The sequence below is a fragment of the Burkholderia sp. AU33545 genome (assembly GCF_020419685.1).
Classification (GTDB): Bacteria; Pseudomonadota; Gammaproteobacteria; order Burkholderiales; family Burkholderiaceae; genus Burkholderia; species Burkholderia diffusa.
Genome location: NZ_JAIZRQ010000005.1, coordinates 266,549 through 280,801, shown reverse-complemented (window position 1 = coordinate 280,801; position 14,253 = coordinate 266,549). Strand labels below are relative to the sequence as shown.

General features: G+C 64.9%; 14 protein-coding genes. 1 reads left to right on the top strand and 13 read right to left on the bottom strand.

Going from position 1 to position 14,253, the window contains the following annotated elements:
- Window position 1: 1 nt before the first annotated feature.
- The 13 genes from lpxA to rpsB all read right to left on the bottom strand — a co-directional run bounded on the left by lpxA (window position 2) and on the right by rpsB (window position 13,044).
- Window positions 2–790, bottom strand: coding sequence for an acyl-ACP--UDP-N-acetylglucosamine O-acyltransferase (lpxA, locus tag LGM71_RS18710; RefSeq protein WP_124622457.1), 789 nt, complete (start codon window positions 788–790; stop codon window positions 2–4).
- 67 nt (window positions 791–857) lie between these two features.
- Window positions 858–1,325: a 3-hydroxyacyl-ACP dehydratase FabZ gene (gene fabZ, locus LGM71_RS18705; RefSeq protein ID WP_006495559.1), complete on the bottom strand. Its 468-nt coding sequence runs from the start codon at window positions 1,323–1,325 to the stop codon at window positions 858–860.
- 130 nt (window positions 1,326–1,455) lie between these two features.
- On the bottom strand, window positions 1,456–2,535 hold the full coding sequence (gene lpxD, locus LGM71_RS18700; protein ID WP_059679984.1) for a UDP-3-O-(3-hydroxymyristoyl)glucosamine N-acyltransferase: 1,080 nt from the start codon (window positions 2,533–2,535) through the stop codon (window positions 1,456–1,458).
- A 16-nt stretch (window positions 2,536–2,551) separates the two neighbouring features.
- A complete protein-coding gene (locus tag LGM71_RS18695) occupies window positions 2,552–3,049 on the bottom strand; it encodes an OmpH family outer membrane protein (protein ID WP_174920243.1) in 498 nt (165 codons plus the stop codon).
- A 64-nt stretch (window positions 3,050–3,113) separates the two neighbouring features.
- Entirely contained in the window at window positions 3,114–5,420 is a 2,307-nt protein-coding gene (bamA, locus tag LGM71_RS18690; RefSeq protein WP_059599928.1) for an outer membrane protein assembly factor BamA, read from the bottom strand.
- Window positions 5,421–5,484: 64 nt separating this feature from the next.
- Window positions 5,485–6,858 carry an RIP metalloprotease RseP gene (rseP, locus tag LGM71_RS18685; protein ID WP_226115788.1) on the bottom strand — a complete coding sequence of 458 codons (1,374 nt, stop codon included), beginning with the start codon at window positions 6,856–6,858 and terminating at the stop codon, window positions 5,485–5,487.
- Between the two features lie 11 nt (window positions 6,859–6,869).
- Entirely contained in the window at window positions 6,870–8,066 is a 1,197-nt protein-coding gene (locus LGM71_RS18680) for a 1-deoxy-D-xylulose-5-phosphate reductoisomerase (protein WP_059599926.1), read from the bottom strand.
- 15 nt (window positions 8,067–8,081) lie between these two features.
- Window positions 8,082–8,903 (bottom strand): phosphatidate cytidylyltransferase, encoded by an 822-nt coding sequence (locus LGM71_RS18675; protein ID WP_226115784.1) that lies wholly within the window; start codon window positions 8,901–8,903, stop codon window positions 8,082–8,084.
- Window positions 8,897–9,679: a polyprenyl diphosphate synthase gene (gene uppS, locus LGM71_RS18670; protein WP_006758563.1), complete on the bottom strand. Its 783-nt coding sequence runs from the start codon at window positions 9,677–9,679 to the stop codon at window positions 8,897–8,899. Before uppS ends, LGM71_RS18675 begins: the two co-directional genes overlap by 7 nt.
- A 48-nt stretch (window positions 9,680–9,727) precedes the next feature.
- Window positions 9,728–10,288, bottom strand: coding sequence for a ribosome recycling factor (gene frr / locus LGM71_RS18665; RefSeq protein ID WP_006752152.1), 561 nt, complete (start codon window positions 10,286–10,288; stop codon window positions 9,728–9,730).
- A gap of 102 nt (window positions 10,289–10,390) precedes the next feature.
- Window positions 10,391–11,104, bottom strand: coding sequence for a UMP kinase (pyrH, locus tag LGM71_RS18660; RefSeq protein ID WP_011885142.1), 714 nt, complete (start codon window positions 11,102–11,104; stop codon window positions 10,391–10,393).
- A gap of 155 nt (window positions 11,105–11,259) precedes the next feature.
- Window positions 11,260–12,141, bottom strand: coding sequence for a translation elongation factor Ts (gene tsf, locus LGM71_RS18655; RefSeq protein WP_034188848.1), 882 nt, complete (start codon window positions 12,139–12,141; stop codon window positions 11,260–11,262).
- Window positions 12,142–12,303: 162 nt separating this feature from the next.
- The gene (gene rpsB / locus LGM71_RS18650) at window positions 12,304–13,044 is read right to left on the bottom strand and encodes a 30S ribosomal protein S2 (RefSeq protein ID WP_006483818.1); all 741 of its coding nucleotides are present in this window, start codon (window positions 13,042–13,044) and stop codon (window positions 12,304–12,306) included.
- Between the two features lie 390 nt (window positions 13,045–13,434).
- Here rpsB and map point away from each other — a divergent pair, with 390 nt between their 5' ends.
- Window positions 13,435–14,250, top strand: coding sequence for a type I methionyl aminopeptidase (gene map, locus LGM71_RS18645; protein ID WP_124622445.1), 816 nt, complete (start codon window positions 13,435–13,437; stop codon window positions 14,248–14,250).
- The last annotated feature ends 3 nt before the right edge of the window (window positions 14,251–14,253 follow it).

The window sequence follows — 14,253 nt, the reverse complement described above, 5'->3', positions numbered from 1 at the left end:
CTTAGCGGATGATGCCGCGTTGGGACGCGTCGATGAACGCGACGAGCGCGGTGACCGCTGCGTCGCCTTCGCCACCCGCGGCCGCCAGCTCGCGCAACTGCACCTTCGCTTCCTCGAGCGACAGGCCGTTCTTGTACAGCAGGCGGTACGCGCTGCGCAGCGCCGAGATCGCGTCGGGCGAGAAACCGCGCCGGCGCAGGCCTTCGACGTTGATGCCGTGCGGCTCGGCCTTGTTGCCGGCCGCGATCACGAACGGCGGCACGTCCTGCACGAGCGCCGAGGCGCCACCCAGCATCGAGTGCGCACCGATGCGCACGAACTGGTGCACGCCCGACATCCCGCCGACGATCGCCCAGTCGCCGATCTCGACGTGACCGGCCATCTGCGCGTTGCTCGACAGGATCACGTTGTTGCCGACGCGGCAGTCATGACCGATGTGCACATAGGCCATGATCCAGTTGTCGTCGCCGAGCGTCGTCACGCCCGCGTCCTGCACGGTTCCGGTGTGGATCGTCGTGAATTCGCGGATCGTGTTGCGGTTGCCGATCACGAGCTTCGTCGGCTCGTCCTTGTACTTCATGTCCTGCGGACGGCCGCCGACCGACGCGTAATGGCCGATGCGGTTGTCCTCGCCGAGCGTCGTGTGACCTTCGATCACGCTGTGCGACCCGATCGTCGTACGCGCGCCGATCGTGACGTGCGGCCCGACGACCGCGTACGGCCCGATCTCGACGGACTCGTCGATCTGCGCGCCCGGTTCGACGATCGCGGTAGGATGAATCCTGGTCATGCGCCGTTGCCTCTCGATGTGATGTGTCGCGTTGCTCGCGTTACGTTACCCATGCGTGCTGCGTCGCTCAGGGCGCCGCGTCGGCCGTCTTGACCGTGCACATCAATTCGGCTTCAGCTGCCACCTTGCCGTCCACTTCCGCCACCGCCTTGAACTTCCAGATACCGCGGATGTAGCGTTCGAACGTCACGTTCAGAATCAGCTGATCGCCCGGTTCGACGACACGCTTGAAGCGCGCACCGTCGATGCCGACGAAGTAGTACAGCGTGTTTTCCGGATCCTTCGGCTGCTCTTCCGCGAACGTCAGCAGCGCGGCCGCCTGAGCGAGCGCCTCGAGGATCAGCACACCCGGCATCACCGGCCGCTTCGGGAAGTGCCCCTGAAAGAACGGCTCGTTGATCGACACGTTCTTCAGCGCTTTGATTCCCTTGTGCGGCTCGAGTTCGAGCACGCGATCGACGAGCAGAATCGGGTAGCGATGCGGCAGCAGCGTGAGGATCTTGTGGATGTCGAGATTGATTTTTTCAGTGCTCATGATGGTTCGTCTCACGCAGAAGCTGCGCGGTGGTGATGCAAAGGCTGAAGCGGGCCGCCGCGCGGCCCAGTCTGGCAAACCGGGCCGAATGCGCTGGCCGTGCCCGGTTCGTGGTCTCGCATGGTGTCGGTCAGGCGTCCGTGCCGCCCTGGGCGGCCAGCGCGGTCTCGAGCGCCTTGATGCGGTCGCGCAGCTTGTCGAGGTTGCGCACGAGCGCGGCGCTCTTGTTCCATTCGCCGTGGTCGACGGCCGGGAACGCGCTCGTGTAGATGCCTGCCTTCGGCAGCGACTTCGACACGCCCGAATTTGCGGTGATGATGACATAGTCGCCAAGCGTCACATGGCCGGCGATCCCGGCCGCGCCGCCGATCATGCAGTGGCGGCCGATCGTCGTGCTGCCCGCGATGCCCGCCTTGCCGGCGATCACCGTGTAGGCGCCGATCCGGCAGTTGTGGGCGATCTGCACCTGGTTGTCGATCTTCACGCATTCCTCGATGACGGTGTCCGCCATCGCGCCGCGGTCGATCGTCGTGTTCGCACCGATCTCGACGTCCGGGCCAACCGACACGCCGCCGACCTGCGGAATCTTGACCCAGCTGCCGGTGCGCGCATCGCCGTCGCCGACGAAATCCGGCGCGAAGCCGAACCCGTCGGAACCGATCACGGCACCCGAATGAATGATCGCGCGCGGACCGATCTTGCAGCCGTGGTACACCGAAGCGTTCGGGTAGAGGTGCGAACCGGCGCCGATCGTGGTGCCGCGGCCGACGAACACGTTCGCGTCGAGCTGCACGCCGTCCTCGATCACCGCGCCGGCCTCGACCGTCACGTGCGGACCGATCACCGCGCTCGCGGCCACCTGCGCGGCCGGATCGATCGTCGCGCTCGGATGCACGCCGGCTGCGCGCGGCGGCGTAGCGAGATCGATGAACATCTGCGCGACGCGCGCGAAGTACGCGTACGGATTCGGCGTCACGATGAAATTGCGGCCATCAGCGGCCGCGCCCAGCTTTTCGAGATCCTTCGGCGCGATCAGCACCGCGCCGGCGCGGGTCGTCTCGACCTGCGACAGGTACTTCGGATTCGCGAGAAACGCGAGTTGCTGAGGGCCTGCCTGGTCGAGCGGCGCGAGGCCGCCCACCTTGCACTGGGCGTCGCCGGCGATCTCGCCGCCGAACCGCTTTACGAGTGCCTCAAGCGTCAATGCCATTCGTCGTCTGCTCCGTTCAGTTCGTCGAGCCGGACGCGAGCGCCTTGAGCACCTTGTCGGTGATGTCGATGCGCGGGCTGACGTACACGGCTTCCTGCACGATCAGGTCGTAATTCTGCTGCTCGGCGATCTGCTTGATGACCTTGTTCGCACGCTCCAGCACCGCCGCGAGTTCCTCGTTGCGGCGCTGGTTCAGGTCTTCGCGAAACTCGCGCTGCTTGCGCTGGAAGTCGGTATCGAGCTGCGCGAGATCGCGCTGCTTCTGTGCGCGATCGGCCGCCGACAGCGACGCGCCGTTCTTGTCCAGCGAGTCGGACATCGACTTCAGACGCGCCGCGAGGTCCTGCAGATCCTTGTCGCGCTTCGCGAACTCGGCTTCGAGCTTCGTCTGCGCCGACTTGGCGGGCGCCGACTCGCGCAGGATCCGATCCGAATTGACCGCCGCGATGCGGGCGACGTCCTGAGCATGTGCCGTCGCCGCGCCCAAGGCCAGCGCAACGGTCAGCGCACACATCACTCGTTTCGAAAACTTACCGGTTAGCAAAATTACCCTCTCGTTGCTGTTGTCATGCGTTCGATCAGAACGCCGTCCCGATCTGGAACTGGAATTTCTGGTACTGGTCGCCTTCATGCTTCTGCAGCGGGAAGCCGAGGCTCAGCTTCAGCGGGCCGATCGGCGAGATCCACGCGAGACCCACACCGTAGCCGTAACGCAGGCCGTTCGCGCCGGTACTGGTGCCGCCCGGCGCGTTGCCCCAGACGTTACCGCCGTCGAGGAACGTGAACACGCGCAGCGTGCGGTCGTAGCCGGTGCCCGGCAGCGGGAACGTCAGCTCGATGTTGCCGACCAGCATCTTCGAACCGCCGATCGGGTCGTTCGTCTTCGTATCGCGCGGGCCCAGCGAGCTCGGCTCGTAGCCACGCACGGAGCCGATACCGCCCGCGTAGTAGTTCTTGAAGATCGGGTACGGGTTGCCGATACCGTTACCGTAGCCGCCTTGCAGGTTCAGGCCCAGGATGAAGCCACGCGAGAACGAATAGTAGTACTGCGCCTGCAGGTCGGCCTTGTAGTACTGGATCTTGCCGACCGGCACGCCGTATTCGACGTTCGCCTGCGTGAAGTAGCCGCGGCTCGGGATCAGCGCGCTGTCACGCGCGTCGCGCGACCACGCGACCGTCAGCGGCACCGTGTTCGACACGCGGCCGAACTCGTTCACGTAATCCTGGTAGCTCTGCGGCGTGTTCGAGTCGACGTCGAGACGGTTCTGCTCGAAGCCCGCGCCGAAGTAGACGGTGTCGACTTCCGAGAACGGAATGCCGAACTTCAGGTTGCCGCCCGCGCTGATGATCCGGAAGCTCGAGCTCGTCGAATAGTAGAGCGGCTGGTACGTGCGGTAGTAGACGTCCGTGATCCGCTTGATGCCGTCGACCGTGAAGTACGGGTCGACCTGTGTGACGGTCAGCGTACGGTAGCTCTTCGCGGTATTGACGTTCACCGACAGGCTCGTGCCCGAGCCGAACACGTTGTCCTGCGACACGCCGGCCGACAGCACCACCTTGTCCGTCGACGAGAAGCCCGCGCCCAGCGTGATCGCGCCGGTCGGCTTTTCATCGACCTTCACGTTCACGTCGACCTGGTCGTTCGTGCCTTCGACGGGCACCGTCGTCACGTCGACGTTGGTGAAGTAGCCGAGACGGTTCACGCGATCCTTCGACAGCGCGAGGCGGTTCGAATCGAACCACGAGCTTTCGAGCTGGCGCATTTCGCGGCGCACGACTTCGTCGCGCGTACGCGTGTTGCCGACCACGTTGATGCGGCGCACGTACACGCGGCGGCTCGGATCGACGACGAGGTTCAGGTTCACCTTGTGGTTCGCCTGGTCGATGTCCGGTTGCGCGTTGACGGTCGCAAATGCGTAACCGTATTCACCGAGCTTGTCGACGATCGACTTCGTCGTTTGCTGCAGCTTTTCGGCCGAGAAACGATCGCCCGGCTTGATCTTGATCAGCTTGTTCAGTTCGGCTTCGCGATCGAGCAGATTGCCCGACAGCTTGATGCCCGACACCGTGTACGGCTCGCCTTCGTGCAGCGTGACCGTCAGGTACATGTCCTTCTTGTCGGGCGAGATCGACACCTGGGTCGACTCGATGTTGAACTCGAGGTAGCCGCGGTTCAGGTAGTACGAGCGCACGGCCTCGAGGTCGCCCGTGAGCTTTTCCTTCGAGTACAGGTCGTTCTTCGTGTACCAGGAGAACCAGTTCGGCGTCGACAGCTGCATTTCGTCGCGCAGCGTGCTGGTGCTGAACGCCTTGTTGCCGATGAAGTTGATCTGGCGGATCTTCGCGCTCGGGCCTTCGGCGACCGCGAACAGGATCGACACGCGGTTCGCGTCGACCGGCGTGATCGTCGTCTTGACCTCGGCCGCGTAGAAGCCGCGCGTCAGGTACTGACGCTTGAGCTCCTGCTCCGCCTTGTCGACGAGCGCCTTGTCGTAGTAGCGGCCGTCGGCCAGTCCCACCGCGCGCAGCGCCTTCGTCAGGTTGTCCTTGTCGAATTCCTTCGTGCCGGTGAAGTCGATCGACGCGATGGCCGGACGCTCCTGCACCTGCACGATCACGACGTTGCCCTGGGTGGCGATGCGCACGTCGTTGAAGAAGCCCGTCGCGTACAGCGCGCGGATTGCTTCGGATGCCTTGTCGTCGGTGAAGGTATCGCCCTGCTTGATCGGCAGGTAGGCAAACACCGAACCCGCTTCGACGCGCTGCAACCCCTCGATCTTGATGTCTTGCACCACGAACGGTGCCGCTGCATGCGCCGCGAGGCCGTGCGCGGCGAGCGCGGCCGCTGCAACTGTCTTAGGTACAAAGCGATGAGGTTTGAACAACGTGCATCCCCAATATTTAGCTGCATCAAATCAGGCGGCGGCCGACTGGCCGCCGCCTGACGCTTCAGAAATGGATTAACCGAGCCAGGTCGTTGAACAGCGCGATCGCCGACAACGCGACGATGCAGATCAACCCGGCTCTTTGCAGAATCAGCTGCCAACGCTCCGAGACGGCTTTCCCGGTCGCGGCTTCAACCAGATAATATAACAGATGCCCCCCGTCCAAAACGGGAATCGGCAGCAAGTTCAGCACCCCGAGGCTAATGCTGACAAGGGCGAGGAACGACAGGAAGGCCGACGGACCGAGCCGCGCGCTCTTGCCGGCGTAGTCGGCAATCGTCACCGGGCCGGACAGATTCTTCAGCGACGCATCGCCCGTGATCATCCGTCCGAACATCTTCAGCGAGTAAATCGCAATGTCCCACGTGCGGTGCGCACCGAGCCGCAGACTCTCGATCGGCCCATAGCGCACGTCGACCGACGGCGTGTGCATCGACAGCGACGCGCCGATGCGGCCGATCTGCTGCCCCGTTTCATCATCGCGCTGCGCCTGCGGCACGATCTGCACGGTTTGCGTCGCGCCGCCGCGCTCGACCTGCAGGTTGACTGCCTGACCCGCGTGGTGCTTCACCGCGTCGATGAAGCGCGATGCGCCGCCAATCGGATTGCCGTCGAGCGCCAGCAGCTTGTCGCCGGCCTTCAGGCCCGCCTGCTCGGCCGCGCTGCCGGGCTGCACCGACGCCACCGACAGCGTGCCGCCGCCGGTCTCGAAGCCCAGGCGCATCATGAAATCGTCGTCGAGCTGGCTTTCGGGAACATTGCGCAGGTCGACCCGGAAGTCGAACGTCGCCGAACCGCCGTCGCGCGCGCCGAGCACGACCTCGCGATGATCGAACGCGGCGGACAGCAGCTTCCAGCGCAGGTCCGACCACGAGCGCACCGGCGCGGCCTCGCCGCCGTCGGCGTCGCGAATCGACACGATCGTCTCGCTGCCGTCGAAGCCCGCGCGAGCCGCCACCGTGCCGGCAGCCGGCGGCGCGAGCACCGCGGCCGGCTCGGTCACGCCAGTCGCGAATACGGCGGAAAAGAGGACGATTGCCAACAGGAAGTTCGCGATCGGGCCGGCGGCGACGATCGCGATGCGCTTGAACACCGATTGCCGGTTGAACGCCTGATCGAGTTCCTCGGGCTTGACACTCGACCCCGGCTCACGCTCGTCGAGCATCTTCACGTAACCGCCAAGCGGCAACGCGGAGAGCGTCCATTCAGTGCCCGTCCTGCGGCTGACCCAGCGCGCGACGGGCTGACCGAAGCCGATCGAGAAACGCAGCACCTTCACGCCGCACCAACGCGCGACGCGATAATGTCCGTACTCATGCACGACGACCAGCACCCCGATCGCCACGGCAAACGCGATCAGTTCGACCAGCACGTTCATGAGCACCTCATTCAGACAGCGCGCTCCACGCGTGGCGCAGGCGCTTTCGCAATGATCTCGGCGGCGAGGCGGCGTGCCTCGGCATCCGCCGCAAGGACGTCGTCGAGCCCGTTCGGGTTACGGTTCGGCAGCGCGTTGAGCACCGCATCGACCGTCGCCGCGATCGCCATGAAGCCGATCCGGCGCTCGAGAAATGCTTCGACCGCGATTTCGTTCGCCGCGTTCAACGCGGCACTCGCGATACCGCCCTCCTCAAGCGCCTTCAGCGCGAGCGCGAGGCACGGGAAGCGCGTGTAATCGGGCTTCTCGAACGACAGCTGTGCGATTTGCGCGAGGTCGAGCTGGTCGACACCGGCGTCGACGCGCTCCGGGAACGCGAGCGCGTGCGCGATCGGCGTGCGCATGTCGGGATTGCCGAGCTGAGCGAGCACCGAGCCGTCGCGGTACGACACGAGCGAATGGATCACGCTCTGCGGGTGAATCAGCACGTCGATCCGGTCACCGGCCAGGCCGAAGATCCAGTGCGCCTCGATCACTTCGAGGCCCTTGTTCATCATCGTCGCGGAATCGACGGAAATCTTGCGGCCCATCACCCAGTTCGGGTGCTTGCACGCTTCGTCCGGCGTCACGTCGACGAGCGTGGCCGGCTCGCGCGTACGGAACGGGCCGCCCGATGCGGTCAGGATGATCTTCGAGATCCCGCCGTGTTCGTTCTCGTCGCGCGGCATGCACTGGAAGATCGCGTTGTGTTCGCTGTCGACCGGCAGCAGGATCGCGCCATGGTCGCGCACGGCGTCCATGAAGATCGCGCCCGACATCACGAGCGATTCCTTGTTCGCGAGCAGGATGCGCTTGCCGGCGCGCGCGGCCGCGAGGCTCGGCGCAAGGCCTGCAGCGCCGACGATCGCGGCGACGACCGTATCGCAGCCGTCGCTCTTCGACACGTCGACGAGCGCCTGCGGCCCGTACAGCACCGTGGTCTTGCTGCCCGCCGCGCGCAGTTTCGCCTCGACGTGCGCCGCCGTGTTCGCATCGCCGACCACCGCGATTTCGGGCGCGAAGCGCAGGCACTGCTCGACGAGCTTGTCGCCGTTGCGGTGCGCGGTCAGCGCGTAGACCGAGAAACGCTCGGGATGGCGGGCGACCACGTCGAGCGTGCTGTCTCCGATCGAGCCCGTGGAACCGAGCAGTGTCAGACGTTTTTGCATAACAGAAATAGTGGTTTAACCAAGCAGCAGCATTGCGAGCGGCAGCACCGGCAGCAGCGCGTCGACGCGGTCGAGCACGCCGCCGTGACCGGGCAGCAGGCCGCTCGAATCCTTCACGCCCGCCTGACGCTTGAGCAGCGACTCGAACAGGTCGCCGATCACGCTGTAGACGACCAGCAGCGTCAGCGCGGCCAACGCGCCGGGCATCCCGTAACGCGCGGCGAGTGCGGAAAACAGGGTCGGCTCGAACCAGTGCGCGGCCATCGCGACACCCGCGACGACCATCACGGCGAGCCAGCCGCCGATCGCGCCTTCCCAGCTCTTGCCGGGACTGATCGTAACGGCCAGTTTACGCTTTCCGAAGGCCTTGCCCGCGAAGTATGCGCCGATATCGGCCAGCCAGACGACCAGAAGCAGCGACAGCACGAACGAAACGCCCTGCGCACGCGCCGCGACGACCGCGTGCCAGCAGGCCGCGAACACCGCGAGCCCGGCCGCGAGCAGGAACGGCCGCCACACGCCGCCCGCGAGCGCCGGCTTGCGCCGCAGCGAGAACGGGCCGACCAGCAGCCAGAAGACGCCAGCTGCCATAAAAAGGGGACGGGACGCAGCGGCTTCGACGCCGAGCGGCGCGGTCGCCGCGAGCGCCAGCGCCGCGACGATCGCGTAGACGACCGAACCGGTCGCGCCGAGCTTGAGCAGGCGCGCCCACTCCCACGCGGCGAACACGAGCACGACGCCGATCAGCGCGCCGAACGCGGTGAGCGGCGCGAACAGCGTCACGGGCAGCAACACTGCCAGCATCACGACCGCCGTGATCACACGGGTCTTCAGCATGAAAGGGAATCGGCGTTCTGCGATTGTGGTTCGAGCTGCGCGCTGGTGCGCCCGAAACGGCGCTCGCGCTCGGTATACGATGCGATCGCGTCGGCCAGCGCCGCGCCGTCGAAGTCCGGCCAGTATTTGTCGGTGAAATAGAATTCGGCGTACGCGAGCTGCCACAGCAGGAAATTGCTGACACGCTGCTCGCCGCCGGTGCGGATGAAGAGATCGGGCTCCGGCGCATAGGCCATCGCCAGGTGCGGCGCGAACGCGTCTTCGGTCACGTCGACCTCGCGGCCCTCGCGCACGGCCTGCTCGACGAGCTTCTTCGTCGCCTGCAGGATGTCCCAGCGGCCGCCGTAGTTCGCGGCGATCGTCAGGGTGAGACGGGTGTTGCGCGCCGTCTTGGTTTCGGCGCGGCGGATCAGTTCGCGGATGCGCGGCTCGAATCGCTCGAGATCGCCCACCACCCGCAGGCGGATCCCGTTCGCATGCAGCTTGCCGATCTCGCGTTCGAGCGCGGTGATGAACAGCCGCATCAGGAACGACACTTCGTCGTTCGGCCGGCGCCAGTTTTCCGAACTGAACGCGAACAGCGTCAGGTATTCGACGCCGGCGCGCGCGCAGCCTTCGACCACCGCCCGCACGGCATCCACGCCGCGGGTGTGCCCCGCGACGCGCGGCAAGCGGCGTTCGGTCGCCCAACGGCCGTTGCCGTCCATGATGATCGCGATATGACGCGGCACGGCGCCGACGTCAGGCACGCGAACAGTAGAGCTGGTATAGGTCATGGCCGTTGAGACAGTAATGCGGGAAGAGGCGGCGCGCGAGGACGGTCGTCAGACCGTCATGATCTCGGCTTCCTTGCTCTGCACGAGCTTGTCGACTTCGGCAACGTGCTTGTCGGTCAGCTTCTGCACGTCGTCGCTCGCACGGCGCTCGTCGTCTTCCGAGATTTCCTTGTCCTTCACGAGCTTCTTGAGCGCTTCGTTCGCGTCGCGGCGCAGGTTGCGGATCGCGACCTTGGCCGTTTCGCCTTCGCTCTTGACCACCTTGGTCAGCTCGCGGCGGCGCTCTTCCGTCAGCGCGGGCATCGGCACGCGGATCAGGTCGCCGGCCGTCGCCGGGTTCAGGCCGAGATCGGCTTCGCGGATGGCCTTCTCGACCTTCGCGACCATGTTCTTTTCCCACGGCTGCACGCCGATCGTGCGTGCGTCGACGAGCGTCAGGTTCGCAACCTGCGAGATCGGCACCATCGAACCGTAGTAGTCGACCTGCACGTGATCGAGCAGACCGGTGTGCGCACGGCCCGTACGGATCTTCGCCAGATCGTTCTTGAACGCTTCGATCGAGCGCTGCATCTTCTGCTCTACGCCCTTCTTGACATCAGCGACACTCATTTCAACCTCCAAACCTTCCAACCTTCAAAGAACGCGGGCCCCGCCCGGCGCGCCACGCACCGCGGCCGACGACCCACGCCGCTTGCCCGCATCCGCGGGAGTTTACACGTGGACGAGCGTACCTTCGTCCTCGCCCAGCACGATACGCTTGAGCGCGCCCGGCTTGTTGATCGAAAACACGCGAATCGGCAGCTTCTGGTCGCGGCACAGCGCGAAGGCCGTCGCGTCCATCACCTGCAGATTGCGGCTGATCGCCTCGTCGAAGCTGATCGTCGTGTAGCGCGTGGCCGACGGATCCTTCTTCGGATCGGCAGAATATACGCCATCGACCTTGGTCGCCTTCAGTACGACCTCGGCGCCCACTTCCGAACCGCGCAGCGCGGCGGCCGTGTCCGTCGTGAAGAACGGGTTGCCCGTGCCGGCCGCGAAGATCACGACCTTGCCTTCCTCGAGCTGGCGGATCGCACGGGGCCGGATGTACGGCTCGACGACCTGGTCCATGCGCAGCGCGGACTGCACGCGCGCGACGATGCCGGCGTGGCGCATCGCGTCCTGCAGCGCCAGTGCGTTCATCATCGTGGCCAGCATCCCCATGTAGTCGGCCGTCGCGCGGTCCATGCCGGCCGCACCGCCCGCGACACCACGGAAAATGTTACCGCCACCGATCACGACCGCGAGCTGCGTGCCGAGACCCACGACTTCGGCGATATCCGCCACCATCCGCTCGATCGTCGCGCGATTGATGCCGAAGGCATCATCGCCCATCAGCGCTTCGCCGGAGAGTTTGAGGAGGACGCGTTTATAGGCATTGGACATAGGGGCTTCCGAGCGACGAGAGGATGACAACCACGAACTGTAGGGGCGAAATACTGATTCGGGCAAGCGCCGACGGTCGGACGGGGTTCCCGGCCGGCCGGCGGCGCCGCCGGCCGCGGCGGAGCGGACGCCCGCCGCGGATACTGCCTGACTGCTTACTGCTGCTTTGCTGCTGCGACTTGTGCGGCCACTTCGGCGGCAAAGTCGTCCTGGCGCTTCTCGATGCCTTCGCCGACGACGAACAGCGCGAACTTCTGCACTGCCGCATTCGCTGCCTTCAGCATCTGCTCGATCGTCTGCTTGTCGTTCTTCACGAACGTCTGGTTCAGCAGCGACACTTCCTTCAGGTACTTCTGGACGCTGCCGTCGACCATCTTCGCGACGATTTCAGCCGGCTTGCCCGATTCGGCAGCCTTCTGCTCGGCGACACGGCGCTCCGTCTCGATCAGTTCCGCCGGCACGTCCGCCGACGACAGCGCGACCGGCTTCATCGCAGCGATGTGCATCGCGACGTCCTTGCCGACCTGCTCTTCCGCACCCGTGTACTCGACGATCACGCCGATACGCGCGCCGTGCAGATACGTTGCGATCTTGTTCGCGGTTTCGAAACGGACGAAACGGCGGATCGACACGTTTTCGCCGATCTTGCCGATCAGGGCCAGACGGACTGCGTCGACCGTCGAGCCGTCGAGCGGCAGTGCCGACAGCGCTGCCACGTCGGCCGGGTTTTGCGTCGCGACGAGTTCTGCAACCGTCTTCGAGAATGCGAGGAAGTCGTCGTTCTTCGCGACGAAGTCGGTTTCGCAGTTCAGTTCGACCAGCGCGCCCGCGTTGCCGCCGACGAACGATGCGACGACGCCTTCGGCCGTCACGCGCGATGCCGCCTTGCTCGCCTTGTTGCCGAGCTTCACGCGCAGCAGTTCTTCAGCCTTGGCCAGATCGCCGTCGGCTTCCGTCAGCGCCTTCTTGCACTCCATCATCGGTGCGTCGGTCTTTGCGCGCAGTTCTGCCACCATGCTTGCGGTAATTGCCGCCATCATTCGCTCCTTGAGTCTGTATTCACAACGCCGCCCGCTTGGACGCGAACGGCCGAAAATCGTTTCCGGACCCGCGCCGATTCGGCGCGATCAGGTCCGGCGCACAAGCTTAAAAAAAGGGGGCCTGTTGAGAGCCCCCTTTTTGCGCCGGCTCGGGGCCAGTTACGCGTTTTCCTCGACGTACTCGTCGTCGCCACGCGCTGCCTGGACCACTTCGTTGACCGCGTTCGCACGGCCTTCCAGGATCGCGTCGGCCACGCCTTCAGCGTACAGCGCGACTGCCTTGCTCGAGTCGTCGTTACCCGGGATCACGTAATCCACACCTTCCGGCGAGTGGTTCGTATCGACCACGGCGATGACCGGCACGCCCAGCTTGTTCGCTTCCGTCACGGCAATCTTGTGGTAGCCGACGTCGACGACGAAGATTGCATCCGGAATGCCGCCCATGTCCTTCACGCCACCGATCGACTTCTGCAGCTTGGCGATTTCGCGTTCGAACAGCAGCGCTTCCTTCTTGCTCATCTTCTCGAGCTCGCCTGCCTCGACTGCCGCTTCCATGTCCTTCAGACGCTTGATCGAAACCTTCAGCGTCTTGAAGTTGGTCATCATGCCGCCGAGCCAGCGTGCGTTGACGTACGGCATGCCCGCGCGCTGCGCTTCCTGGGCGATCGTGTCACGCGACTGACGCTTCGTGCCGACGAACAGGATCGTGCCGCGGTTCGCTGCCAGCTGGCGCACGTACTTCTGTGCGTCCGTGAACATCGGCAGCGTCTTTTCGAGGTTGATGATGTGAATCTTGTTGCGGTGACCGAAAATGAACGGAGCCATCTTCGGGTTCCAGAAACGGGTCTGGTGACCGAAGTGGACACCCGCTTCCAGCATTTGGCGCATCGTGACTGCCATGTAAATTCTCCACGAGGGTTAGGTCTTAAGCCGGCTGCCGTACCGCCGCGCGAACGCGCCCCGAAGGACTCCTCGTTCCACGCGGTCGGCACCCTGGTTGCGCCGGCTTGCGATTCGGCACGTGCGAAAATGCCCGTGCCGCAAGTCTTTCATTTCCATGCCGTCCGGTACTGCCCCATCACGGGACATGTTCGGCATTTGGATGTCGACTTAGCCAGAGAGTATAGCACGCCGATTTGTCGGCTCTCAAGTCGCCCGGCACTTTCGCTTGCCGCGCGGCAGCCGGCCGGACAATCCGCGAAAACCCGCATCGGTACCGCCAGCAGGAGCTGCGAGGCCCGCCATAAGGTGCGATAATCCGTCAATTCACCGCATTCCAGGCATACCTCGATGGCTATTACGCTCAAAAACGAACACGATATCGCCGAGATGCGCGTCGCCTGCCGTCTCGCGAGCGAAGTGCTCGACTTCATCACGCCGCACGTCGTCGCGGGCGTCACGACCGCCGAACTCGACCGGCTTTGTCACGAATTCATGCTCAACGAGCAGGGCACGATCCCCGCGCCGCTGAATTATCAGCCGCCCGGCTATCCGCCGTACCCGAAGGCAACCTGCATCTCGGTCAACGACGTGATCTGCCACGGCATTCCGGGCGAGAAGGTGATCAAGAACGGCGACGCGCTGAACATCGACATCACCGTGATCAAGAACGGCTACTTCGGCGACACCAGCCGGATGTTCATCGTCGGCGAGGGCTCGATCCTCGCGAAGCGCCTCGTACAGACCACCTATGAGTGCATGTGGCTCGGCATCGACCAGGTCAAGCCCGGCGCTCACCTCGGCGACATCGGCCATGCGATCCAGAAGCATGCGGAAGCGCAGGGCTACAGCGTCGTGCGCGAATACTGCGGCCACGGCATCGGCACGGTGTTCCACGAGGATCCGCAGGTCGTACACTATGGCCGTCCGGGCACCGGCATCGAGCTGAAGGCCGGGATGATCTTCACGATCGAGCCGATGATCAACGCCGGCAAGCGCGACATCCGCACGATGCCCGACCAGTGGACGGTCAAGACGCGCGACCGCAGCCTGTCCGCGCAGTGGGAGCACACGGTGCTCGTCACCGAGACGGGCTACGAGGTGCTGACCGTGTCCGCCGGCACGCCGGCGCGCCCGGTGTTCGCGCAACCAGCCGCCGCGGTTTGAGCG